Annotated in this window: 18 protein-coding genes; 15 read left to right on the top strand and 3 right to left on the bottom strand. The window is 63.7% G+C overall.

Going from position 1 to position 24,807, the window contains the following annotated elements; all coding sequences use genetic code 11:
- Positions 1–128 precede the first annotated feature (128 nt).
- Positions 129–1,007: an amidohydrolase family protein gene (locus tag AB7C87_RS22195; protein WP_369731765.1), complete on the bottom strand. Its 879-nt coding sequence runs from the start codon at positions 1,005–1,007 to the stop codon at positions 129–131.
- A gap of 218 nt (positions 1,008–1,225) precedes the next feature.
- The gene (locus tag AB7C87_RS22200; protein ID WP_369731707.1) at positions 1,226–2,257 is read right to left on the bottom strand and encodes a zinc-dependent alcohol dehydrogenase; all 1,032 of its coding nucleotides are present in this window, start codon (positions 2,255–2,257) and stop codon (positions 1,226–1,228) included.
- 160 nt (positions 2,258–2,417) lie between these two features.
- On the opposite strand from AB7C87_RS22200, the gene AB7C87_RS22205 reads away from it, so the two are divergent.
- From AB7C87_RS22205 to AB7C87_RS22245, 9 genes are all read left to right on the top strand, one after another.
- The gene (locus AB7C87_RS22205; protein ID WP_369731708.1) at positions 2,418–3,530 is read left to right on the top strand and encodes an ABC transporter ATP-binding protein; all 1,113 of its coding nucleotides are present in this window, start codon (positions 2,418–2,420) and stop codon (positions 3,528–3,530) included.
- Positions 3,531–3,597: 67 nt separating this feature from the next.
- The gene (locus AB7C87_RS22210) at positions 3,598–4,797 is read left to right on the top strand and encodes an enolase C-terminal domain-like protein (RefSeq protein WP_369731709.1); all 1,200 of its coding nucleotides are present in this window, start codon (positions 3,598–3,600) and stop codon (positions 4,795–4,797) included.
- 2 nt (positions 4,798–4,799) lie between these two features.
- Positions 4,800–5,831 (top strand): LLM class flavin-dependent oxidoreductase, encoded by a 1,032-nt coding sequence (locus tag AB7C87_RS22215; protein ID WP_369731710.1) that lies wholly within the window; start codon positions 4,800–4,802, stop codon positions 5,829–5,831.
- Between the two features lie 72 nt (positions 5,832–5,903).
- The gene (locus tag AB7C87_RS22220; RefSeq protein ID WP_369731711.1) at positions 5,904–6,428 is read left to right on the top strand and encodes a hypothetical protein; all 525 of its coding nucleotides are present in this window, start codon (positions 5,904–5,906) and stop codon (positions 6,426–6,428) included.
- A gap of 139 nt (positions 6,429–6,567) precedes the next feature.
- Positions 6,568–7,983 (top strand): ABC transporter substrate-binding protein, encoded by a 1,416-nt coding sequence (locus AB7C87_RS22225; protein ID WP_369731712.1) that lies wholly within the window; start codon positions 6,568–6,570, stop codon positions 7,981–7,983.
- A gap of 3 nt (positions 7,984–7,986) precedes the next feature.
- Positions 7,987–8,919 carry a carbohydrate ABC transporter permease gene (locus AB7C87_RS22230; RefSeq protein ID WP_369731713.1) on the top strand — a complete coding sequence of 311 codons (933 nt, stop codon included), beginning with the start codon at positions 7,987–7,989 and terminating at the stop codon, positions 8,917–8,919.
- On the top strand, positions 8,916–9,788 hold the full coding sequence (locus tag AB7C87_RS22235; protein ID WP_369731714.1) for a carbohydrate ABC transporter permease: 873 nt from the start codon (positions 8,916–8,918) through the stop codon (positions 9,786–9,788). Before AB7C87_RS22230 ends, AB7C87_RS22235 begins: the two co-directional genes overlap by 4 nt.
- Positions 9,789–9,885: 97 nt before the next feature.
- Entirely contained in the window at positions 9,886–10,674 is a 789-nt protein-coding gene (locus tag AB7C87_RS22240) for an SDR family NAD(P)-dependent oxidoreductase (RefSeq protein WP_369731715.1), read from the top strand.
- A 530-nt stretch (positions 10,675–11,204) separates the two neighbouring features.
- Positions 11,205–13,772 carry a BNR-4 repeat-containing protein gene (locus tag AB7C87_RS22245; protein ID WP_369731716.1) on the top strand — a complete coding sequence of 856 codons (2,568 nt, stop codon included), beginning with the start codon at positions 11,205–11,207 and terminating at the stop codon, positions 13,770–13,772.
- Between the two features lie 157 nt (positions 13,773–13,929).
- On the opposite strand, the gene AB7C87_RS22250 is transcribed toward AB7C87_RS22245, so the two are convergent.
- On the bottom strand, positions 13,930–14,232 hold the full coding sequence (locus tag AB7C87_RS22250) for an L-rhamnose mutarotase (protein ID WP_369731717.1): 303 nt from the start codon (positions 14,230–14,232) through the stop codon (positions 13,930–13,932).
- 310 nt (positions 14,233–14,542) lie between these two features.
- On the opposite strand from AB7C87_RS22250, the gene AB7C87_RS22255 reads away from it, so the two are divergent.
- From AB7C87_RS22255 to AB7C87_RS22280, 6 genes are all read left to right on the top strand, one after another.
- Positions 14,543–15,736 (top strand): ABC transporter substrate-binding protein, encoded by a 1,194-nt coding sequence (locus tag AB7C87_RS22255; RefSeq protein WP_369731718.1) that lies wholly within the window; start codon positions 14,543–14,545, stop codon positions 15,734–15,736.
- Positions 15,737–15,854: 118 nt separating this feature from the next.
- Positions 15,855–16,457, top strand: a complete 603-nt coding sequence (locus AB7C87_RS22260; RefSeq protein WP_369731719.1) for an LUD domain-containing protein — start codon at positions 15,855–15,857, stop codon at positions 16,455–16,457.
- Entirely contained in the window at positions 16,457–18,703 is a 2,247-nt protein-coding gene (locus AB7C87_RS22265; protein WP_369731720.1) for an LUD domain-containing protein, read from the top strand. Before AB7C87_RS22260 ends, AB7C87_RS22265 begins: the two co-directional genes overlap by 1 nt.
- 147 nt (positions 18,704–18,850) lie before the next feature.
- Positions 18,851–20,260: a methyl-accepting chemotaxis protein gene (locus tag AB7C87_RS22270; protein ID WP_369731721.1), complete on the top strand. Its 1,410-nt coding sequence runs from the start codon at positions 18,851–18,853 to the stop codon at positions 20,258–20,260.
- 124 nt (positions 20,261–20,384) lie between these two features.
- The gene (locus AB7C87_RS22275) at positions 20,385–21,227 is read left to right on the top strand and encodes a fumarylacetoacetate hydrolase family protein (RefSeq protein ID WP_369731722.1); all 843 of its coding nucleotides are present in this window, start codon (positions 20,385–20,387) and stop codon (positions 21,225–21,227) included.
- Positions 21,228–21,649: 422 nt separating this feature from the next.
- A complete protein-coding gene (locus AB7C87_RS22280; RefSeq protein WP_369731723.1) occupies positions 21,650–24,724 on the top strand; it encodes an FAD-binding and (Fe-S)-binding domain-containing protein in 3,075 nt (1,024 codons plus the stop codon).
- The last annotated feature ends 83 nt before the right edge of the window (positions 24,725–24,807 follow it).

Genomic DNA, 24,807 nt, shown 5'->3' on the forward strand with positions numbered 1-24,807 from the left:
AAACGGTAGCCATCGAGCTGGAAACGACGGACAGCAGACCGCCTCGCCCTCAGCAGTCTCTCGCGGTTTTTCGTTGCAAAGCGATGAACGCCGACGAGACTCCGTCAGTGCCGAGACGACGATCCGCCTCAACGCTCGACGAAGCGACGAAACGCCCTGTCGGTGAGCCACTCGCGATCGGTATCGGAGAGAAACGGCACGGACTCGAGCCACGACAGCGTCTCCTCGTAGCGCATCCCGCCGTAGTCGGGGTGGCTGACGTTCGGGAAATCCGAACCCCAGAAGACGCGTTCGCGGCCGAATCGCTCGAGCATCCACCGAACGTGATCGGAGGCGTCCTCGTAGGGATAAGCCTCGTTCGAGGTGTGGGCGACCTCGGAGAGTTTCACCGTCACGGTCTCGTACTCGGCGAGCGACTCGAGGGCGGCGAAGCTCTCGTCGGGATCGTCCGCGGCGTCGGCGTGAGAGAAGTGATCGAGGGTATACCGGAGCGAGGGGTACGCCTCGACGAGTTCTCGAACCTGCTCGAGCTGGCTCGTGTCCGCGAGGATCTGGACGATCGCGTCGGTTTCGAGGGCCGCCTCCCAGAACGCCGTCTCGTCGATCGCGTCCCGAAGCCAGGTTACGTCGGGATCGAACGTCTCCCACATTCGATCGTACGGGCAGACGACGCCGAGCCGGAATCCGAGCATGTCCTCGGAGGACATGATCTCACGCAGTCGGTCGGCGCTACCGTCGGCGAACTGATCGATCATCGCGATACCGGCGAGGCGATCGTACTCCTCGGCGGCGTGGATCGTATACCAGTTGTCGGTCCAGTCGGTGATCGGATAGCCGACGACGACCGCGTCGTCGATTCCCGCCTCGTCCATGTCGGCGAGCAGATGTTCGGCGCGGTAAACGACGTCCGTCGAGAACCGACTCGCGTACTCCTCGAGGAGCGGACCGTTCGTCCAGGGATGGTCCGGCGACGGGGCTCCCCAGGCGTGCGTGTGTGTGTCGTACACCATACGAAAACGGTTCGAACGGTTCGCTCTTTAATGTTGTCGGTCGAGCCGGATCAGACGGTCACTGCCTGTCGTTTCCGGTGAGATTGTGGCCCGAGCGGCGATCCCACCGGTACGTCGGTACAGCAGTCCGCTTCGTCCGGTTTGCTGTCAGTCAGTCCCGGCGCAACCGCCGCCCGGGTCGCGGTTGTGCTGTTAAATCGGCACAGTAATCCATATCAGTCGTGAAACGAGAAGACGGGTTTGCACGTCTCCGACTCGAGGAAGGCCTCGAATGCGGCCGTCGGATCGTCGACGGTATAGGAGGTGTCGATGATCGAATTCGTGTCGATCGCTCCGCTATCGATGAGTCGGATCGCCTGCTCGAAGTTGCGCCAGGTCGATCCATACGAGGTGTTGAGGTCGATCTCGCCGCGGACGACCGGCGTCATGAACACCTCACTGGGCGCGCCGGGGAGGCCGACGACGACGACCTGTCCGCCCTTTCGGACCCGATCGATCGCCATCTCGACGCCGGACTCGTGGCCGGTCGTATCGAAGACGACGTCGAACCCGATGCCGTCGGTGAACTCCTCGGTGACCGACTCGAGGTCGTCCTCCGCGACGTCGACGGTGTCGATACCGAGTTCGCGCACGAGCGGGAGGCGGTACTCGGCGTCTTTTCCGAGCCCCGAGACGAGGACGTTCGCGCCCATCGAATCGGCGACAGCGGCGACGAGGACGCCGATCGGTCCGGGCCCCTCGACGAGAACCGTGTCGCCGGGGACGGTCGTCGACTGATCGAAGACGGCTCGCGTCGCGATGCTCGTCGGCTCGGTGATGCTCGCGTACTCGAGGGGCATCGAGTCGGGAAGCGCGTGGAGGTGGTGGGACTCGACGGTCGTGTACTCGGTGTAGGCGCCGTCGGTGTGCATCCCCGTAATCGAGAAGTTCTGACAGACGTTTGATTGGCCGTTCTTACACTGGAAACACGTCCCGCAGTCGTGGATCGGCTCCTCGACGACGCGGTCCCCGGGTTCGAACTCGGAGACGTCCTCGCCGACGGCGGCGACCTCCCCCGAGTACTCGTGGCCCATGACTCGAGGAATCGGAATCCACTCGTAGCCGTCTTCGTACTTGTAGGCGTGGGCGTCGCTTCCGCAGAGTCCGGCGGTGTGGACGCTGATCAACACCTCGTTGGCGGTCGGCGTCGGTTTCTCGCGTTCTTGCAGTTCGACCGACCGTTGGCCGGTCTGGACGATGGCCTTCATTAATGGGTGCACCTCATACTGGGCAAGTACTACCCACTCTCCCCTTCACCTACAAATAAATTTGGACTGGTGTTCGATCCCCAACCGAATCGTGGGCGGCCCGGAGTCCGCGGCGTAATGGAACAACATTTATTAGCCGGGTTTGCTAATCTCGACAGCGATGACAAACATCGCTCTCGAGAGCGTTACGAAAGAGTTCACGGACCCGAACGGGCAACAGATCGTCGCCGTCGACGACATGTCGTTCGAGATCGCAGACGGCGAGATGCTCGTTCTCGTGGGCCCCTCCGGCTGTGGGAAGACGACGACGCTCCGGATGGTCGCCGGTCTCGAGACGCCGACCGACGGCACGATTACGTACGACGGGGAGATCGTCAACGAGGTCCGCGCCCGAAACCGGGACGTGGCGATGGTGTTTCAGGATTTCGCGCTGTATCCGCACATGAACGTCCGCGGGAACATGTCGTTCGGCCTCAAACGAAGCGACGAGGACTACTCGAGCGGGGAGATCGACCGCCGGGTCGAGGAGGCCGCGGAGTTGCTCGAGATTGCGGATCTGCTCGATCAGAAGCCGTCGAACCTTTCAGGTGGGCAACAACAACGCGTCGCACTGGGGCGGGCGATCGTTCGCGATCCGCGGCTGTTCCTGTTCGACGAGCCGCTTGCGAATTTAGACGAGAAGCTTCAGGGGACGATGCGAACGGAGATCGTCGAACTCCACGACGAGTTCGGCGTCACGTCGGTGTACGTCACGCACAACCAGGAGGAGGCGATGACAGTCGCCGATCGGATCGCGATCTTGAACGACGGAACGCTCCAGCAGATCGGCGAACCGGACGAGGTGTACGCGAAACCGTCGAACCTCTTCGTCGCACAGTTCATCGGCAGTCCGTCGATGAACCTCTTCGAGGGAACGACCGCCGACGCCGAGGGCGGCCTCGTCGTCGACGCGACGGAGTTCGGCGCCGAGATCCCGAGTTCCTCGCTGGTGGCCACCCCGACGGGCGAGACGGTGACGATCGGCATTCGTCCCGAAGACCTCCGAGCGGCAACCGACGACGATACGGTTCGTATCGAGAGTACGATTCGAGTGATCGAGCCGCTGGGTCGTGACGCCCTCGTCTACGTCGACGTCGGCGACCGGCGAGTGACGGCTCGCATCGACGATTACGACGACTTAGAGAAAGGACAGGCGTTCGAACTCGGCGTCGACCGCGAACACCTCTACCTCTTCGACGGTACGGACGACACCCTGGTCAAGGGGAAGCGATGAAGTCGTTCCAAACACTTTTGCTCTCACTGCGGAAAGCTGAAAGCGCGAACGAACGACGGTGAATACGATGGAGATTACGGACATCAACACGACGAAGGTCAGTACAGAATCGTGGGGCGAATTCGTCGAATTCCCCCTCGTGACGGTTATGAGCAAGTACGACGAGTACAACAACGCCGAGGGCGACAATCCACAGGCACGACGCAAGTGGATGGGGCCCGTCGGCGACGTCGTCGTCGAAGTCGAGACCGACGAGGGGATCACCGGCGTCGGCCACGGCAACTGGGCGTCGGGGGCGCTCGCGACGATCATCGACGAGACGCTCTCGAAGCTGATCGTCGGCGAGGACCCGACGAATCGGACCGAACTCTGGGACGTGATGTACCGGGCGACGATCCCCTTCGGGCGGAGGGGGGCGGCGATCGAGGCGATCAGCGCCGTCGACATCGCGCTCTGGGACATCGCGGGGAAAGCCGCCGGAAAGCCGGTGTACGAACTGCTCGGCGGTCCCGTCACCGAGGAAATCCCCTGCTACGCGAGCAACCTCCACCCGGTCGACCACGAGAAACTCGCACAGGAGGCGATCGACTACGCCGAGAAAGGCTTCGACGCGATGAAACTGCGATTCAAACACGGCCCCGAGGCCGGCCGCAAGGGGATGATCGAGAACGAGAAGGTGGTCGAGACAGTCCGCGACGCGGTCGGCGACGAGATCGACATCGCCGGTGACGCCTACATGGGCTGGACGCCTCGCTACGCCAAACGGATGGCGAAACGACTCGAGCGCTACGATCTGGCGTGGCTCGAAGAGCCCGTTATCCCCGACGACATCGACGGCTACGCGGAGATCCGCGAGGCGGCCAACTTCCCGATCTCCGGCGGCGAACACGAGTTCACCCGCTGGGGACACAAGGAACTGCTAGAGCGCGATGCGGTCGACATCCTCCAGCCGGACGTCCACCGTGTCGGCGGGTTGACCGAACTCGTCCGCGTCGCGGATATGGCGGAGGCACACGGCGTTCCAGTTATTCCGCACACGGGGACGAACCCGACGCTTCACTTCATCGCCGCGTCGACGAACGCGCCGATGGCGGAGTACTTCCCGATCCCCGAGTGGTACGAGGAACCCGACAAGGAGTCGACGTACGCCGACGCCATCTACGCCAACCCGCCGTCGCCCGAAAACGGCACGATCCCGGTACCCGACACGCCGGGCGTCGGCGCTGAACTGAACCGCGAGGCGCTCGAGCACTTCAGCGTCGAGTAACCATGGCCGACATCAGTTTCGAGTACAACGTGCCGGTGTTCGCCGGCGCACCGGAGTCCGGATCGGAGCCGACCCACCGGGACACGCCGTGTTACGAGACGCTCGAGTGGGAGACGACGAAGATGGGGATCGAACGCGCCGAGGAACTCGGGTTCGACGCCGCCTGGGCGCCGGATCACTTCATGCTCGGGCGCGATCACGCCGAGTACGAGGCCTGGACCCTGCTGTCGGCGATGACCGGCTTCACCGACGAGATGAATATCGGTTCGCTCGTCCTCTGTAACGACTATCGCAACCCCGCGCTGGTCGCGAAGATGGCGGCGACCCTAGACGTCATCTCCGGGGGACGGCTCGAACTCGGCCTCGGCGCCGGCTGGCACGAACCCGAGTACGAGGCCTACGGTTGGGAGTACCGAGATGGCTTCGAGCGACTGATGCGTCTCGACGAGAGCATCCGGCTAATGAAGGGGATGTGGGAAAGCGACTCCGACGAGGGTGCGTCGTTTTCGGGCGAGCACTACGAGATCGACGGCGCCTACTGCGAACCCGGGCCCGTCCAGGATCCCCACCCGCCGATCCTCGTCGGCGGCCAGGGCGAAGAGGTGACGCTCAAACTCGTCGCAAAACACGCCGACGGCTGGAACACCGACGTCTTCAACGGCGACCTCGAGACCCTCGAGCACAAGATCGGCGTCATCGAGGACCACTGTGAGACGGTCGGACGCGATCCCGACGAGATCGAGTACTCCTGGGACGGCCACGTCATCTGTACCCGCAACGAGGAGAAACTCGAGCGACTGCTGGACCTGATGTTGCCGATCCAATTCGAGGACGAGTACGTCGATCAGGCAGACATCGAGACCGAGGAGGATGCGCGGGACTACTTCGTGATGGGGACGCCGGAGGAGTGTGCCGAAGCGATCGAACGACGGATCGATCTCGGTGTGAGCAAGTTCCAGGGTTGGTTCGTCGACTTCCCCGACACGGCAGGAATGGAGCTGTTCGCGGACGACGTGATGTCTGAATTCGCGTAAACCGTCTCCGCTTTCGTCAGCACCGTCGGCCAATCCGTTCGTCGTATCGTTCTCCTGGAATGGATTATCCAAATGATACTCGGGGCCGCCGGGCTCGTCGCGACCGCCCAGATCGAGGCGGAGGTCGAACAGGACGTCGAAGGGGAGTTTGCAAACGCCGGCCACCAGGAAGCGAGCACGCTCGAGTCCTGGGACGAACAACTTCGGCTGTTGGTGACGATAATCGCCGAGTCGACGGTCGTCACGGAGGGCAACGAGTCGACGATCACCCCCTATCTGGCCGACCAGCAGTCGAGTCTCAACGATCGGACGGCCAACGACTTCATCTACGGAATTCACTACGCCGACGTCGACAGCGGCGAGATTCTCGCGAGTTCCAGAGGCACGGAAGGGGACACGTTCGCCGACCGGTACGTCCCCGCCCAAGACCGCAAGGACATCGACCCCGCCGCGAGCGAACAGCAGGCGGCCTCGACCCAGGAGGCCGTCGCGATGGTCGACGAGGCCGCGAACTCAGCGAGGAGACGACCGCCGAGACCGAAACCGTCGTCTCTGCCGACCGATCGTCCCGCGTGCGACGGGGAACGACCACCATGAACGATATGTGCAATTATACGCCGTGATTTTTCACAGAAAATTTAAGATAGTATCAAGTGGGGTCTGTCCCTTGCCAGGAGTAGACGGCGAGTGATAGAGCATTGGGCACAGTCACTTCGCCGAGTAACCTGGATTAAGTATGACAGACGGTACGAACCAGACACGACGAACCTACCTGATGGCGCTCGGTGCAGGGGCCGCGGCTGGCCTCGCCGGCTGTGTCGGGGGGAATGGTAATGGTAATGGAAACGGTAACGGAAGTGGTAACGGCGGCGACGGTGGTGCGGACGAGATCGACTACTGGCTGTTCGGTGGGACGCCACAGGAACGTGATTTCATCGAGGATCACTACGACAACTTCGACGATTTCGACGTCAACTACACTCACCAGGCGTGGGGTCAGAAGTTCGAGCAGGTCGCATCCGCGGCCGGAACTGACACGCTTCCGCACCTGATTCAGGGACAGGGAATTCTCGTTCCGGACTACGACGCCGTCGGCGCCGTCCAGCCGATCGACCACGATCGGTGGGAGGACGATCTCGAGGAGATTTACGACGGGCTGATCCCCGAGATGGTCGAAGCGATGCAATACGAGGGACGCCAGTACGGGCTACCGGGTCCGTACGCCGACATGGGGCCGTTCATCGACATCAATCCCAATATGATGGAGGAAGCGGGGTTCGACGAACCACCACGTGAGTGGGACGAACTCGTCGAGTACGCCGTCGAGATGCAACAGCTCTCGGGCGTCGATGCCGGCATCGCGCTCCCTGCGACCGACGAAGAGCTAACCGCCAACAACTTCGAGGGCTTCGCCTACCAGAACGGCGGACGATACTTCGACCCCGACACCCTCGAGACCACGGTCAACGGCCCCGGTTTCGTCGGCGCGCTCGAGTTGTGGGAGGAACTCGTCGTCGAAGGTGTCCTCCCCGACGGACAGGTCGAACTCAACTATATCGACGCGGGACGGATGTTCATGGCCGAGAATACCGGGATGTTCGTCACGCTATCACACGCACCGGCGATCCTGGCGACGATCGATCCGCCGGAGATGTTCCAGGACGCACAGAACCAGATCGTGACGCTGGCACCCGAACCGTCGAGTCCGGATGGCCAGTTCGAACCGGTCGACGCGCTGATCCAGAACGCGATGGCCTGGATGTTGGCTGACGGCGCCCAGTCCGAGGCCGAACAGGACGCCGCCTTAGCGTACATGAAGTGGTGGCACGAGATGGACCAGCTCGAGTCCTGGAGCTACCAGGACGGGACCGACGTCGGAATCCGCGGTCGGCTCCCGACCTTCGAAGAGCCCTGGGAGAACCCGAGCGATCTCTTCCGCCAGCAGTACGATGACCTCATCGAACTGCAACAGCAGGGACAGCTGTTCGCGACCACCGAAGTGTTCCCGTCGTTCCCGGGACTGGCGAGCATCCAGAGTGAACTCATCCGGAACGCTATCCAGCCAGTTATCCTCGGCAACGCGACTGCACAGGAAGCGCTCGACGACATTGCACCGAGCGTCCAGGAGACGATCGACGAAAATCTCGGCTAATAAATGTCAACGATCGAACAGTACAGAGAACGGATGATCACCTGGAGACGAACGGCGACGTTCGAGAAACTCGAGCCCTATCTCATCGTTGGACCGGTGATGGCGCTCGTTGGGTTGTTCATCGTCGTCCCGATATTCCAGGCGATCTACTCGAGTTTCTTCGCCCAGTCGTTTCTCAGCCCCGACGAACAGACGTTCATCGGGCTCGAGAACTACGTGACGATCTTCAACGATCCGACGCTACTCGGCGTCATCTGGAATACGGTGATCTGGGTCGTCGCCGGTTCGATCCTGTCAGTACTACTCGGTTTTTTCGTGGGCTGGTTGCTCTACGAGAAGGTGCCCTACACGAGCGTCGCGATGGGGATCACGCTGATTCCGTGGGTCGTCCCGGGGATCGTCGGTGCGACGGTCTGGCGATTTATGTTCAGCAGTAACGTCGGGATCATCAACGAACTCGGCGTTCAGGTTGGCCTCCTCGACTCCTACGTGGTCGTCCTCGGTGATCCGAGTACGTCGCTGTACGGCCCGCTCGTGGCGATGGTGTGGCGGCTCTTCCCGCTGTTCGCGCTGTTGACGCTGACTGGCCTGCAGTCGGTCGACGAACGCCTCTACGAGGCCGCCGAGATAGACGGTGCGACACCGTTCGAGAAGTTCGTCTTCATCACACTCCCCCAGATGAAGTACGTACTGGCGATCGGCGTCCTGTTGATGCTCATCTACGTGATCCGTGACTTCGAGATGATCTGGGTGATGACGACAGGCGGACCCGGCGAGAGCAGTTCGACGTTGCCGATCATGGCGTACCGAACGACGTTTCAGGAGTACCAGATCGGGCTCGGATCCGCGATCTCGACGCTCCTGTTCGGCGCACTTGCCGTGTTCTCGTGGGCGTACATCTACGTCTACAAGCAGATGGAGGATGATTCGACGTGAGTATCGCAAAGAAAAACGAGTCGTGGTTCTACGACTCGGCCGCCGGCGCGTTGCTCCGGCGAGTACTCGTCATCACGAGCGTCCTCGTGATCGCGTTCTTCCTGCTGTTCCCGATCTACTGGATCGTCGTAACGTCACTGAAGACGACCGGCGAGATCCAGGCGATTCCGCCGACGGTCTTCCCCGAGACGTTCTCGTTCGAAGGATACCAGCGATCGTTCGACCGAAAACCGTTCGAACAGTACATCTTCAACAGCCTGGTCATCTCGATCAGCGCGTCGATCCTGGCGATCGCTGTCGGAACGCCCGCGGCGTACGCATTCTCGCGTCGGAAGTTCTCGGCGAAGGGCGTGTTCATGTCACTTCTGCTCGCATCGCTGATGTTCCCCGGTGCCGCCATCATGGTGCCGGTCTGGGAGCTGATGGATGCCATCCACCTGCACAACAACCGATTCGCGCTCGTCCTGCTGTACGCGGCGATGACCGCACCGTTCGTGGTCTGGTTGATGAAAGGCTTCTTCGACGACTTCCCCGAGTCCTTACTCGACGCGGCGAAGATCGATCAGTGTAGCCCCTACGAGCAGTTCCGCTACGTTGTCGCACCGATGGCGAAGTCGCCGATCATCGCGTCGTTTATCTTCTGTTTCCTCCTGGCGTGGAACGAACTCGTCTTCGCACTCGTTCTCCTGGCGAACGAACACAAGTACACGGTCCCTGTCGGACTGTTGTCGTTTCTCACCGGGTTCAACGTCCAGTGGAACCACGCGATGGCCGCTTCGATCGTCGTCAGTATCCCGGTCCTGCTGGGACTGACCTACATCCAGAAGTACATCGCACAGGGAATCACCGGCGGCGCGGTCAAGAAGTAACCCGTCTTCGGGTTTTCGGTTCGTGACACCTCGAGAGGCCCCGGATCGAGCGTCTCTCGAGGAACTGTTTTATCGATGCGCTCGAAACCGTTCGGCGATGAGCGACGACAGACTCACAGGCGACCACGTGGTCGTCACCGGCGGTGTACGGGGAATCGGTCGCGGAATCGCCGTTCGCCTCGCTCGCGCGGGCGCGAGCGTGACTGTTTTCGACATGGACGTCGACGCGGCCGCGGCGACCGCCGACGCGATTCGCGAGGAAGGCGTCGAAGCGCTCGTCCTCGAAGTGGACGTCACCGACCGGGAAGCCGTTTCGACGGCGTTCGACGAGGCCGAAAACGAACTCGGCCCCGTTTCGGGACTCGCGAACAACGCCGGAATCCAGCGGGCGGTTCCGGCACTCGAGACGACCGAGGCCGACCTCGACGATCACTTCGCGGTCAACGTCAAGGGAGCCGTCTTCTGTGCTCAAGAAGCCGCCTCGCGTATGATCGAGCGTGGTACCGAGGGCGGGATCGTCACGATCGCGTCCGTAGCCGCGGTTCGGCCGTTTCCCGGCCAGGGCGCCTACGCCGCCTCGAAGGCCGGCATCCTGGCGTTCTCGAAGGCCCTCGCGAAGGAAGTCGGCGACGACGGGCTCCGGGTGAACGTGATCAACCCTGGCACCGTGGACACGCCGATGGTCCAGCAGTGGCTCGCGGAGAACGCCGAACAGACCGACAAAAGCGAAGAGGAACTGCTCGAGGATGCACTCGAGAACCATACGTTAGACCGGATGGGACGCCCCGAAGAGATCGGGAACGTCGTCGCGATGTTGCTCTCGGCGGAGGGGGCGTGGATTACGGGTGAGGCGATCAACGTCGACGGCGGTTACACGAACGAGTAGCGAGTTCGATCGGTTTCCGCCGGATATTCTATAAAACGATACAGTACACTTATTACCAGTGTTGTGGGAGCCGTTAGTGGCGTCGAACGGTTGACAGCCACCCAATCGGCTGGTGAGCGAGCGCTGAGGAGATCCAATGAGTCTCTCTTCGGGCCATCAGCGGACCGACCGTCTGCGAGTCGTTCGATCGACGAGGCCGATCGGACCGCGAACCGTCGCCGTCATCGGAGAACAGGACCCTGCGGTCGACCGAGACCGCCGCGAGAAAGATCAGTATCAGACACACGACGATGACAAACGATTCGACCGAGAGACGGCAAACGGGAGAAGAGCACGATTCGACCACATTGCTACGACGACGAAACGTCCTGGCTGCGACGGGCGCACTCAGCCTGACGACGCTCGGGACCGTAGCTTCGGCCACGGCGGACAAACGGAAAGTGGCCTCCGACCGATCCGGCCGGAAGGGTCCCGGAAACGATCGATCTCGAGCGACCGGGATCTCGAGGAGCGTACTCACGGAGTATGGGATGGGGAACGCACAGACTGATACGCCACCGTTTATGCCGCGGCTGATTACGCACGCGGGAAGGCAGTACTTTGCGTACTGGACCCACGCCGGCGACCTGGTCATCGCAGTGCGGGCGTTACCGGACGGCGACTGGGAACGAAACGAGATCGGTATCGAGATCGACGTCAGAGACGGACACTGGACGCCCGGCGTCGGTATCGGGCCCAACGGCCACGTATTCATCAACTACAACACTCGCAACTCGCCGATCCGGTGGCGTCGAAGCGAATCTCCCGAGGACATCTCCTCGTTCGGTCCCGAACAGGTCGGCATGACCGGACAAAACGAGTCGAGCGTGACGTACCTCGAGTTTACTCGACTCCGCGACGGGACGTTGCTCGCGGGGTACCGGGAGGGTGCCTCCGGCATCGGGAACTGGATGCTCAATCGATGGGATCCCGATGCCGAGGCGTGGGAACCCCTCCAGCATCCGCTCATCGACGGCGAAGAAGCGTTCAATTCCTACATGTGGAATCTGATCCAGTCCGACGACGGGACCCTCCATTACTTTTTCAACTGGCGCGAGACGTGGGACGTCCAGACGAACGTCGATCTCTCTTACGCTCGCAGCACCGACGGCGGCCAGAGCTGGGAACGAAGCGACGGGACAGGCTACGAGCTTCCGATGACGTTCGGATCGACGGAAGTCGTCGATCCGATCGAGCCGGGAAGCAACTTCATCAACCAGGGCTGGGCGAGTTACGATCCGCGGACGAACGAGCCACACGTCGCCTACTATCGCGACGACGCAGACGGAAACACCCAAGTGTTTCACGCCTATCTCGACGGCGACGAGTGGATCACCGAGGCCACGACTGATCGAACGACAGATATCGATCTCGGCGGCGGCGGCGTGGTCGCGTCGCCAATCGGACGGATGGGGATCGCCGTTGGTGACGATGGCGACGTCCACATACTCACCCGTGACTTCGAGCACGGAAGCTGGCCGTTGCTGATCGAGAAACTCGACGGCGAGTGGCAGACGTCCGTCCTCTACAAGCGCAACGTGACGTGGAGCGACGTTCACATCGATCCGGCCCGCTGGCGCGACGACCGCGTTCTGAGTTTCGTCGATCACCAGCAGAACGTCGGCGACGTTCCCTGGAGTGTGCGGTCGTTGCTCGGAATTACGGATGTCGACCCCGAAACGCTCAACCGCAGTCGACGGTCGATCGACCTCTCGTCGGAAGCCGACGAGATGACAACTGGCCTCTCCACCGAGTTGGTGGAGTCGACGACCACAGCCGCCGATTCGTTCGAAGACACGAACACGGCGCTCGCCTTCACCGAAACGACGGTTCCCGGAACGCCGGCGTACGTCCGTGCGACCCTCGAGGTCGATCCCGACTCGGCGGGGTCACTCGAGGCACGAATCAAACTGCAGGGCGAAGACGGAACGACCACGGGCGAATCGGCCGCAGCCGACGCGAACGGGATTACCACGCCGTGGACGGCCGTTCCTCAGGGGTTCCGCGCCGGGTTCGCTAACGTCCAGATTCGAACAGTCGATGGCGAGGCCGCGACGGCGACCGGGGGTATCCTCGAGGTAGCCTACCCCGATCCGGTCGGATTCGCGGAGACGGTCGCCCCCAGGGGCTCGTCCGGGGCAGCAAACAGGCCGCTCTCGCAGATGTGTCCGGTCGACTCGACGGGATTGCAGGTCGACGCGCCAGTGAGAATCGAGAGCGGGGCGTTCGAGAATACGCCGACGACACTCGATATCGTACGATCGACCCCTGCAACACCGCTTTTCGCCCGAGTGACCGCTCGTATCTCGCCGACGGGCGGGCTCGACCTCGAGGACTCGTCCTGGATCTGGTATCCCAACGACGATCCGGCGTGGGACTGGAACGACCTGGATGCCGAGGGCGACCGGTACTTCCGCACCACCGTCGACCTCGAGGCGGAACCCGACGACGCACGGCTCGTGTTCACGGCGGACAACTTGGCGACGGTATACGTCAACGGAGAGGAGGTGGGCCGATCCGACGACGGCTTCGACGGTGAACCTCGCTACTCGTGGGAGCATGCACCGATCCTCGACGTAACGGCGGCGTTGGAAGCCGGCGAGAACACGATCGCTATCGAGGTCGAGCGGTTCGGTCACTACGCGGGCCTAATCGGACGTCTCGAGGTTGGAACCGCCGATGGAACGGTGACAGTGAACACCGACGAGAACTGGCGCGTCGCCAGCGAGGCTCTCGAGGGGTGGGTTGATCCCGGCTTCGACGACTCGTCGTGGGTCGACGCCGCCGAACTGGGCGAGTACGGAATGGGGCCCTGGGGAACAGACGTCGCGGCGGACGACGATCGAGACGCGGCGATCAGGCTCGCCTTGACCGACGAGTCGGGGGCGACGACGGAGACCGGCGATCCGATCACGGTTTCAACTGAGGCGGACGTGATCCGCACGACGGGGTGGCAACCGATCGATCCGGCGTTCAACGGCGGCACGGCTACGCTCCAGGCGACGAACGCGCGACTGACCGCGGCCACGCTCGAACTGGCGATCCGAAACGAGATCTGAGTCCGGTGACTGCCTCGCCTGGGGCGCTCACGTATCGTTTTTCGGTGTGAGGGGACACCGACGGTCTGCTGAGAACTCACTCGAGCAACGCCCGGAGCGCCGCGCCGACCCGCTCGGGGATCACGCGCACCTCCGAGTGGCGCCCGTCGAACACCGCCTAGATCATCCGATACACTTCGTCCATCCAGATGTCGGCGTCGTCCTCGAGGATGGGATCCATCACCTCACCCCAGTCTGCCTGGGCCTGACTGTTCTCCATGACGTCCTCGATGACGTCCTGATCGGCGAGTTCCATGTAGCCGAAGACGTGGCCGTCGTCTTCGAAGACGCTGTAGGTCTCGAGGCCGGCGCCGGAGTCGAGGTAGGCCTCCTCGAGTGCCTCGGGGACGTTCTCGTGTTCCTCGCGGTACTCCTCTCGTTTGCCCTCCTGGATCCGGAGGTGAAAGGCGATTCGCGCCATACGAATCAGTCGTGGTGTGGCGTTCCCATAGCTGTTTGGGCTCTCGATGTCGCTTTCGTTTGGGCGCTCGAGGGCCCTATTCGGTGCTCGAGGCCGATTTCGGAATTCGCGGGCGCGCCACGGTCGTGAAACTGCCAGTACACTTATCACGAGCACGGAACAACCCGACTACTCATGAGAACGGGACACAGCCGCCGACCGGGCGGGCTACCGATCCCGTCGGTGCCACCGGTCGTGGATCCGGCGAGCACGGACGGCGACTCGGCCCGGAACGGATCGCTCGAGAGATCGGATTTCGACGGAGAAGCCCATGGACGTTAGGGCGGAAAACGCGAGCGTCCGCGGCGACGTCGGCGTCCTCCATCACTTCGTCGGGGACGACAGCGCCGCGATGGACGAACTGATCGCCTCGGCGGAGGGTGCACTGCCGGCCGTCGAAATCGGGACGACCGAGGACCCCCAGACCAGCATGCGAGCGAAGACGGACATCCTGCGCGGATCGCCGCCGGACGTCTGGGACGACTGGCCGGGAGCAAACCTCGTCCCCTACTGGGAGGCCGGCGTCCTCGCCGACATCACGGACGTCTGGGAGATGGCCGGGTTCGAGGACGCGTTCGTCGACGTCGCGCGGGAGGCGGCGAGCATCGACGGACGCTACCACGCGGTGCCGTTGAACGTCCAGCGCCAGAACAACCTCTTTTACAACGTCGACGTCGTCCGTCGAGCCGGCGTCGACCCGGAACGAATCCGCGGGCCGGAGGACTTACTCGAGGCGATGGAACAGGTCGAAGACGCGACCGACAGCGCGGGGTTCATGCTCCCCCAGAATCACCCTTGGCCGGCGTTCGACGTCTGGGATACCCTCGTCGCCAGCGTCGGAGGCGCGGAGGTTTACGAGGAGATCTACCGGGGTGGGAGGCCAACGCGCCACCGGCGAGTGATCCGCGATGCGTTCGCGTCTCTCGAGCGCTACCGCGAGTTCGTTCCCGACGACGCGACCTACGACTCCTGGCAACCCGCCCTCGAGCGCTTTGCCGGCGGCGAAGCCGCGTTCTACTGCATGGGCGACTGGGCCGCGGGCGTGCTCAACAACCGGGACGGCTTCGCCTACGGAGAGGACTGGGGCGCCGTGGCGTTTCCCGGAACCCACGACGTCTTCCAGGTCGTGATGGACTCGCTGATGGTGCCGACGACGACCGACCAGCCGGATGCCGCGCGAGCCGTGGTCGCACACGCCGGCTCCAAACGGGCGCTCGAGCGGTTTACGCGGGTTCGCGGGGCGCTTCCGCCGCGAACGGACGTCCCGATGGACGGCTACGACGAGTTCTTCCGACGCCAGATGGCCAACTACCGGAACGCCTCGGCGGAGGTCATGGCGACGCGAGGAACCGGCATTCGGCCGAGCCGTCGCGTGGAACTGATCACGACCATGGCGACGTTCCTCGCCGACGATCGAGGCCCGAAAGCGGCCGCCGACGCGGTCGTCGACGCCTTGAGCGGGTGAGCGACCGTCGAACGGGCCATCGACGCCTCGAGCGGGCGATCGACCGTCGAAGAAGTCGTCGCCGGCGCGGGCGTCCGTAGACGAAAGAACAATGGTCGTCGTCGCGAACACTCGGACGATGACAACTCGTCTCGAGACGTTCGAGGACGCGGTAAAGCGGTCGACGGCGTCGACCGTTCGAACGACGCCTGCGGAGGTTTCACGGACGGTGAGCGACCTCCTCACCGGTCCCGCAGTCGGCGCGGCGCTTCCCTTCGACGACGTATCGCTCGAGGACGTCCCGGTGACGTTCGATCCGACCCGCGAGCAACTGCTCGAGGCGGCGACCGGCGTCACGGGTGCGACGCTCGGAATCGCCGCCTACGGAACGGTCGTGTTGCGATCGACGGCGGGCGTCGACGAACTGGCGGCGCTGTTTCCCGAGCGCCACGTCGTCGTCGTTCGCGAGCGAGACGTCGTCGACGACATGGCGACCGCGTTCGACGAACTCGCGCCGATCTTCGAGGACGAAGCCGCCGACGCGATCCTCGCGACCGGACCGAGCGCGACCGCGGACATGGGCGCGCTCGTCCACGGCGTCCACGGGCCACGGGAGGTTCACGTGGTCATTGTCGAGACGGACGCGCCGGCGGACGACGAGACGGCGGTGGGAGAGGCGAACGACGCGGTAAGCGAAACGACCACGGACGACGAGGCAACCGAACCGGAGGAGGGCGACTGATGGCCGCAGAGCGTGAACGGAAGGCGGCCCACATCAGGCACCTCCTCGAGACCGAAGGGGACAGCGTCGAGCACAACACACTCGGCTTCAACGAGGGGCGCTACGAGACCACCGAGCGCCTCGAGGGCTACGAGGGGCTGAAAGATCGCGCCATGGCGATCAAAGACGACGCGATCGATCGCCTCCCCGAGCTGATCGAACAGCTCACCGAAACCGTCGAAGAAAACGGCGGCACCGTCTACCTCGCAGAGGACGCGACAGACGCGAACGCATACGTCGAGCGAGTCGTCCGCGAGAAGGAAGCCGAGACGGTCGTCAAGTCGAAGTCGATGACGACCGAGGAGATCGAACTCAACGACCGTCTCGAGTCCGCCGGCGCGGAGGTCTGGGAGACCGACCTCGGCGAGTTCGTCCTACAGGTGGCAGAGGAGGCGCCCTCCCACATCGTCGCACCCGCGATCCACAAGTCCCGCGCGGAGATCGCGACCTTGTTCAACGAGTACTACGACCTCGAGGAACCGCTCGAGACGGCCGACGAGTTGACGACGTTCGCTCGCGACGTCCTGGGCGAACACATCGAAGAAGCCGACGTCGGAATCACGGGCGCGAACTTCCTCACGGCGGATACGGGGACGATGGCGCTGGTGACGAGCGAGGGCAACGCGCGGAAGACGGTCGCCGTTCCCGACACTCACGTCGCTGTGGCGGGCGTCGAGAAGATCGTTCCGACGTTCAGAGAGCTCCAACCATTCGTCGAGTTGATCGGGCGGTCGGGGACGGGTCAGGACATCACCTCCTACGTCTCGCTTCTGACGCCGCCGGTCGACACGCCGTCGCTTCCGGCGGAAGGCGACGAGCCGATCGTCGACGGGACCGACGACGACGGGGAGTTCCACCTCGTGTTGCTCGACAACGGTCGGATGGCGATGCGCGACGACGAGCAGTTGCGCGAGACGCTTCGCTGTATCAGGTGTTCGGCCTGTCTCAACTCGTGTGCGAACTTCCAGCAGGTCGGCGGCCACGGCTTCGGTGGCGAGACCTACTCCGGGGGCATCGGGACCGGCTGGGAGGCCGGCGTCCACGGCGAAGACAGCGCCGCCGAGTTCAACGACCTCTGTACCGGCTGTTCGCGCTGTGTGAACCAGTGTCCGGTCAAAATCGACATCCCGTGGATCAATACGGTCGTCAGAAACCGGATCGCCAACGGCGCGGATCGAGGCCGGTTCGACCACCTCGTCGACGGGCTCGTTCCCGACGAGGAAGCCGCGGGCTACCCGCTCCAGAAGCGCTTTTTCGGCAACTTCGAGACGCTCGCCAAAGTCGGGAGCGCGACCGCCCCCGTCTCGAATGTGGCGACGAAGCTTCCGGGTTCGGCGACGGTCATGGAGCGTGTCCTCGGCGTCGATAGCCGGCGCGAACTGCCGGCGTTCCAACGCGAAACGCTCGTCGACTGGTTCCAGGGTCGGGGTGGCGAGGCCGCCTCGAGGCGGCGTGCCGACCGCGCCCGCGTCGACGAACTCGAGGGCGACAGGCGAGCCCTGCTCTATCCCGACGTCTACACGAACCACGTCCAAGTCGACCGCGGGAAGGCCGCAGTTCGCGTCCTCGAGGCCCTCGGCGTCCCGGTGGCGGTCCCGGACGTGCCGGGCTCCGGGCGAGCGCCGCTCTCCCAGGGGATGATTTCGACGGCCGAGGGCAAAGCCGAAGCGGTTTCGGAGGCACTCGGGCCGTACCTCGCCGAGGAGTACGACGTCGTCGTGATCGAGCCGAGCGACCTTGCGATGTTCCGTGGCGAGTACGAGAAACTGCTCGCACCGACCGACTACGAGACAATCTCCGAGGGGAGTTACGAGATCCTCGAGTACGTCTTCGGCCTGCTCGAGAACGGCGCGGACGTCGACGCCCTCCGAACACCGGGGAGCGATCGCCGGCTGGCCTACCACAGCCACTGCCAGCAACGAACGCTCGGCCTCGAGCAGTACACCACGACCGTCCTCGAACGCGCCGGCTTCGACGTGGCGGCCTCGGACGTCGAGTGTTGTGGAATGGCCGGCAGTTTCGGGTACAAACGGGAGTACTACGAGTTGAGTATGGCGGTCGGTGAACGGCTAAAACGGCAGTTCACCGCCCCGGAGACCGCAGATCGGGCCGTCGTCGCCTCCGGTACCTCCTGTCACGAGCAGTTGGGTTCGTTGCTCGAGCGCCGGCCGACCCATCCGGTACAGGTGCTCGATCCAGCCAGGTAGCGTCGCTCGAACTCGGGGCGAAGAGCGGACATTCGGCGAACTCGATTCCTCGAGACGGTCGAAGCGTTTTCCTCGAGACGGCCGAAGCGTTTATTCGTCGTCCTGAAACAGATCAACTATGCAACCCGCTCGAGAGAGGGCACAGCCATGAGCACGCCGGTTCGCCGGCGGGTCGGCCTCGCCCTCGGCGTTCAGTTCGTCCACGGTCTCTTTCAGGCGATCGTCGTCGCGACGCTGGGCGGCCGTGGCCGACTCGCGGCGAGCGTACTCGGAATCGCCGCGGCCGTAATCGCACTCTTGGCTAGCTATCGGTACGTGATGCGAGCAGTAGCCGAGCGACCGACCGACGTGAACGACGTCGCGCGATCGCCTGCACCCACCGCGGTCGAGGCGGCCCCGAGTGAGAGCCACGGATCGGTTCTCGCCGACGGCAGCGGCGCTCGAAACGCCGGATCGGACGACGCGATTCTCGAGGCGTACGACGCGTACGTCGATCGCAGTCGCGAGACCGTCGACGCCGCCCTCGTGGGCGACTTCGACCGGCGTCTCGACGAGGACGCCCCGTCCGAGTCGTTGATAGCCTTCTCGAGGAGACAAAACGAGTTGCTCGACGTCTTCGAGACGACGACTGCGACGGCGTCGCAGTTCAGTTCCGGGCTCGTCGGGTCCGCCGAGCAGGTCGTATCCGCGACGGAGGCCGTACAGAGCGCGAGTGAGAACGTGGCCGAGGCGGTCCAGGGAATGTCCGACGTCTCCCACGAACAACACGACCAGATCCGGACCATCGTCGAGGAGATCGACGACCTGTCGGCGACGATCGAGGAGATCGCCGCCTCGACCGATCAGATCACGGCCCAGGCCAGAGAGACCGAACGTCGGACGGCCGAGGGACTCGAGGCGGGCCGGGACGCCTACGGAGCGATCGAGCGGACCGAAGACCGGATCGACGAGGTCGTCGGGACCGTCGACGAACTCGACGAGCAGATGGTGGAGATCGGGCAGGTCGTCGACACGATCGACGACATCGCCGACCAGACGAACATTCTCGCGCTCAACGCCTCGATCGAGGCCGCGAAGGCGAGCGAAGACGGCGCCGGCTTCGCGGTCGTCGCGAGCGAGGTCAAAGGTCTCGCTGAACAGACACAGGAGGCGACTGACGAGATCGAACGTATGATCGCCGACGCACAGGAACAGACCCGGAAGACGGTGACCGAGATCACGGCGATGCAGGCGGTGATCGAGGACGGAATGGCGGCGTTCGACGACGGGATCGACTCGCTCGAGTCCGTCGAGGAGCACGTCGAGCAGACCGTCGACGGCGTTTCCGAGATCAACGAGGCCACCGATCACCAGGCCTCGAGCACCGAGGAGATCGCATCGATCGCGGAGGACGTGGCGGCGGCAAGCGGTGAGAACGTCGAGGAGGCAGAACGCGTCGCGGCCATCGCCGAAGAACAGACGCTCGCGCTCGGTGAGATGTCCGTCCAGACGAAGATGTTATCGATGCGTTCGACGCAACTCGTGGCGCTGTTCGAGGAGTACGACACGGAAGCGTGATCGGACAGTACCTCCAGACGAACCATTCGGCCCACCTCTCGGACATCTAGAAGGTTCCGAACCCGGGTTCGCGCGAGATTCACTAACGTAACGTTCATACCCTCGGCGCGTAACGGTTCGAGTGATGCGTTTCGTCCGATACACCCGCGGCGGCGGCCCACAGTGGGGAGTTCAGACAGACGAGGAGATCCACTCGCTCTCGAGTTCCCCGTCGGGTAATCCGTCGTACGAAGATCTAGCGAACCCGCAGTATCGCGCGTCGGTCGAGAGCGCCGTCGAACGCGGCGCGTACGCGACCGTCGACGCCGACGAAGTCGACTTCCTGGCCCCCGTTGGGAACCCTGGGAAGATCGTCTGCGTCGGGTTGAACTACTACGATCACGCCGAAGAACAGGACGAGGAACCGCCCGAGAAGCCGATGCTATTCGGCAAAGCCTCGACGAGCGTTACCGATCCGGGGGCGCCAATCGTCCACCCCGAGGACGTCGAACAGGTCGACTACGAGGTCGAACTCGGCGTCGTCATCGGTCGGACCGCGGTCGACGTCGACGCCGAGGACGCCCGCGACTACGTCGCAGGCTACACGGCGATCAACGACGTCAGCGGCCGTGACGCCCAGTTCGAGGACGGACAGTTCTACCGCGGCAAGAGCTACGACACGTTCGGCCCGATGGGGCCGGCGCTCGTCACCGACGAGGAGATCGATCCCAACGCCGTCGACGTCGAGTGTCGCGTCAACGGCGACGTCAAACAGCGCTCGAACACGGAAGAGTTCATTTTCGACGTCGACGACCTCGTCGAGTACATCAGTTCGGCGATGACGCTCCGTCCCGGCGACGTCATCTCGACCGGCACGCCCGGCGGCGTCGGTATCTTCCGCGAACCGCCGGAACTGCTCGAGTCCGGTGACTCCGTCGACGTCGAAGTCGAAGGGATCGGCACGTTGACGAACCCCGTCGTCGAGTGAGAAGTGAGCTAACAGATACCCTACCTTTCTGTCATCTACTAATCGTTTCGTTATATTAACGGCCGGTGGAAGCGATAATTCGGCCAAGGCCGAGACGAACGGGCTTCGACGGGTTCGTCGGTGAAAGACACCGGTCGGATCGGTCGGTGGGTTGCGGTCTCCGAACGCGGCCGATCGAATGGAGAGACGACGAAGCCGGCGCTCGTGATGCGTCTGCGACCAGTTTTCGGAGATCGATCGACGCTCGTCGAAAATCGATCGCCGATCGACGATACCTCCAAGTGTCGATGTCACATGATAGTATATTATCTGATATGTAATCGTTCACTCTCGTCTGACGCTGACCGTAAGCCGGCGACGACGCTCGCTCACGCCAGCGCCAAAGGCCGACGCTTTAAGCCGGCGAGCGGCAAGATGTAGGTATGTCCCTCGAGCCGAGTGTCGATCCGGCGACTGACCGACGCGCAAACTACGATTATCGGAGCGACGACGTCGACCGACCGGCACTGGTCGACGACTTAGAGCGTGTCGTCGGCTGTTCGGTCCGTGCGGATTCGTACTCTCGAGAGCTGTACGCGACGGATGCGAGTCCCTACGAGGTGACACCGATCGCGGTCGCGTTTCCGGAGTCGACGGCCGACGTCGCCGGCATCCTCGAGTACTGTGCCGAGCGGACGATTCCGGTCCTCCCGCGGGGTGGCGGGACGAGTCTCGCGGGTCAGACCGTCAACCGCGCGGTCGTCCTCGATTTCACCAGGCACATGAACGAGATCCTCGAGGTCGACCCCGACGAGCGGCGTGCAACCGTCCAGCCGGGGACGATCCTCGGAACGCTCAACGAGACGCTTGCGGCTCACGACCTCAAGTTCGCACCCGATCCCGCCTGGGGTGACAAAAGCGCCATCGGCGGCGCGATCGGCAACAACTCGACCGGCGCACACTCGCTCAAATACGGGAAGACCGACGCCTACATCGACGCCTGTGAGGTGGTTCTCGCCGACGGCACCGTCACGGAGTTCGGCGAGGTGAGCACAGCGGAGATCACGGAACGCGCCGATCCGGACGGTGATCTCGAGGCGCGGATCTACGCCGAACTCGACCGGATCCTCGCGGAGGACGCCGACCTGATCGAGGAGGCCTATCCGGATCTCAAGCGCAACGTCTCGGGGTACAACCTCGATCGGCTCGTCGCCGAATCGCGGGGGAACACGTTGCCCGGCGGCGAAGAGACCGGCGAAGCGGGAACCGTCAATCTCGCGCGCGTACTCGCGGGAAGCGAGGGCACGCTCGCGATCGTCACCGAGGCGACGGTCTCCCTCGAGCCCGTTCCGGAGACCAAAGCCGTCTCCTTGCTTTGCTATCCCGAACTTCACGACGCCATGCGCGACGTCGCGCCGATCCTCGAACACGAGCCGGCGGCGGTCGAAGTACTCGACGACGTCCTCATCGACCTGGCGCGGGATACCGCCGAGTTCGGCCCCGTGACCGAGATCCTCCCGGACGGCACCAACGCCGTCTTGCTCGTGGAGTTCTACGCCGACGACGTGGCCCACGGCCGCGAACAGGTCGCCGGCCTCCTCGCCGACCGCTGTCCCGACGCGGACGCCGAGGGGGAACCGGCCGACGACGCCCCCAAAACCGACGCGGAGGCGCTCGCACTCGAGGCGATCGAAGCCTACGACGACGCGGAACGCGCGAAGCTCTGGAAGCTCCGCAAATCCGGCCTCCCGATCTTGCTCTCGCGGACGACCGACGAGAAACACATCTCGTTCATCGAGGATACGGGCATCCCGCCCGCGAAGCTTCCGGAGTTCGTCGAGGGGTTCGAGGCGATCCTCGAGGACCACGACACGTACGCCAGCATCTACGCCCACGCGGGTCCGGGAGTGCTCCACGTCCGCCCGCTCGTCAACACGAAAACGGAGATCGGACTCGACCAACTGTACGGCATCGCCGACGACGTGACCGACCTCGTCGTCGAACTCGGCGGCTCCGTCTCTGGCGAACACGGCGACGGCCGCGCACGAACCCAGTGGAACGAGAAGCTCTACGGCGACGACCTCTGGGAGACGTTCCAGGATCTCAAGACCGCGTTCGATCCGGACTGGCTCTTGAACCCTGGACAAGTCGTCTTCCGGGAGGACGATCCGACCGACCTCCGCGAACACCTCCGATTCGACCCCGATTACGCCTTCGAGACCGGCTTCGAACCCGCCCTCGAGTGGGAAAACGACAACGGATTCCAGGGGATGGTCGAGCTCTGTCACGGCTGTGGCGGCTGTCGCGGCGAGCAGTCGACGACCGGGGGCGTGATGTGTCCGACCTACCGCGCGAGCCACGAAGAGATCACCGCGACTCGCGGGCGGGCGAACGCGTTGCGCCAGGCGATGAGCGGCGATCTCGAGCCCGGCGAGGCGTTTACCGACGAGTTCGTCGAGGAGGTGATGGGGCTGTGTATCGGCTGTAAGGGCTGTGCGATCGACTGCCCGAGCGAGGTCGACATGGCGAAGCTCAAAGCCGAAGTGACCCACGAGTATCACGAGCGAAACGGCGCCACGCTACGAGATCGGCTCTTCGCCGAGGTCGCGACGCTCTCCGCGTGGGGCTCCCGGCTCGCACCGCTTTCGAACGCCGCGTCGAAACTCCCCGGCTCCCGTCGCCTGCTCGAGGCCACCGTCGGTATCGATTCGAGTCGCCCCCTGCCGACGTTTCACGCGACGACGTTCCGCGATTGGTTCGAGCGACGCGGCGGCTGTCGCGTCTCGGCGGCCGACGCAGACCAGAAGGCCGTCGTCTACCCCGACACATACACCAACTACAACCACCCCGAGGCCGGCAAGGCCGCGGTTCGGGTGCTGGAGGCCGCCGGCGTCCACGTGCGTCTCCCCGACGACGTCGGCGATACCGGTCGACCCGCCTTCTCGAAGGGCTTTCTCGAGAAGGCTCGCGAAACCGCGGTCGAAAACGTCGAGACGCTCGCGCCGCTTGCCGCCGACGGCTGGGACGTCGTCGTCATCGAACCCTCCGACGCGGTCATGTTCCAGTCCGACTACCTCGATCTGCTTTCGGACGATGCGACCGAGATGCTCGCGAACGCTACCTACGGCGTCTGCGAGTACGTCGACAGCTTCAGACTGGACGAGAAACTCGCGTTCGACCCGGACCTCGCTGGCGAGACGGTAACCTACCACGGCCACTGCCACCAGAAGGCGACGCGGAAAGACCACCACGCCGTCGGCGTCCTCAGACGGGCCGGATACGAGGTCGACCCGCTGGATTCGGGCTGTTGTGGGATGGCCGGCAGTTTCGGCTACGAGGCCGAACACGCCTCGATGAGCGATGCGATCGCGTCGATCCTCTACGACCAGGTCGCCGACAGCGACGGCGACCGCGTCGTCGCTCCCGGTGCGTCCTGTCGAACCCAACTCGGGAATCGCTCTTCGGCGACGTCGGAGCCGCCGACGCCGATCGAACTCCTCGAGGCGGCCCTCGAGTAGTCGTCACTCGCCACCTCATACGGTTTGCTGTGACGATTTACCGGTGCGACCGCGACCCGCCCTGCGGTCACACCGGAAATGAC

Origin of the sequence: Natrarchaeobius versutus (genome assembly GCF_041205745.1) — an archaeon.
In the GTDB taxonomy this organism is placed as follows: domain Archaea; phylum Halobacteriota; class Halobacteria; order Halobacteriales; family Natrialbaceae; genus Natrarchaeobius; species Natrarchaeobius versutus.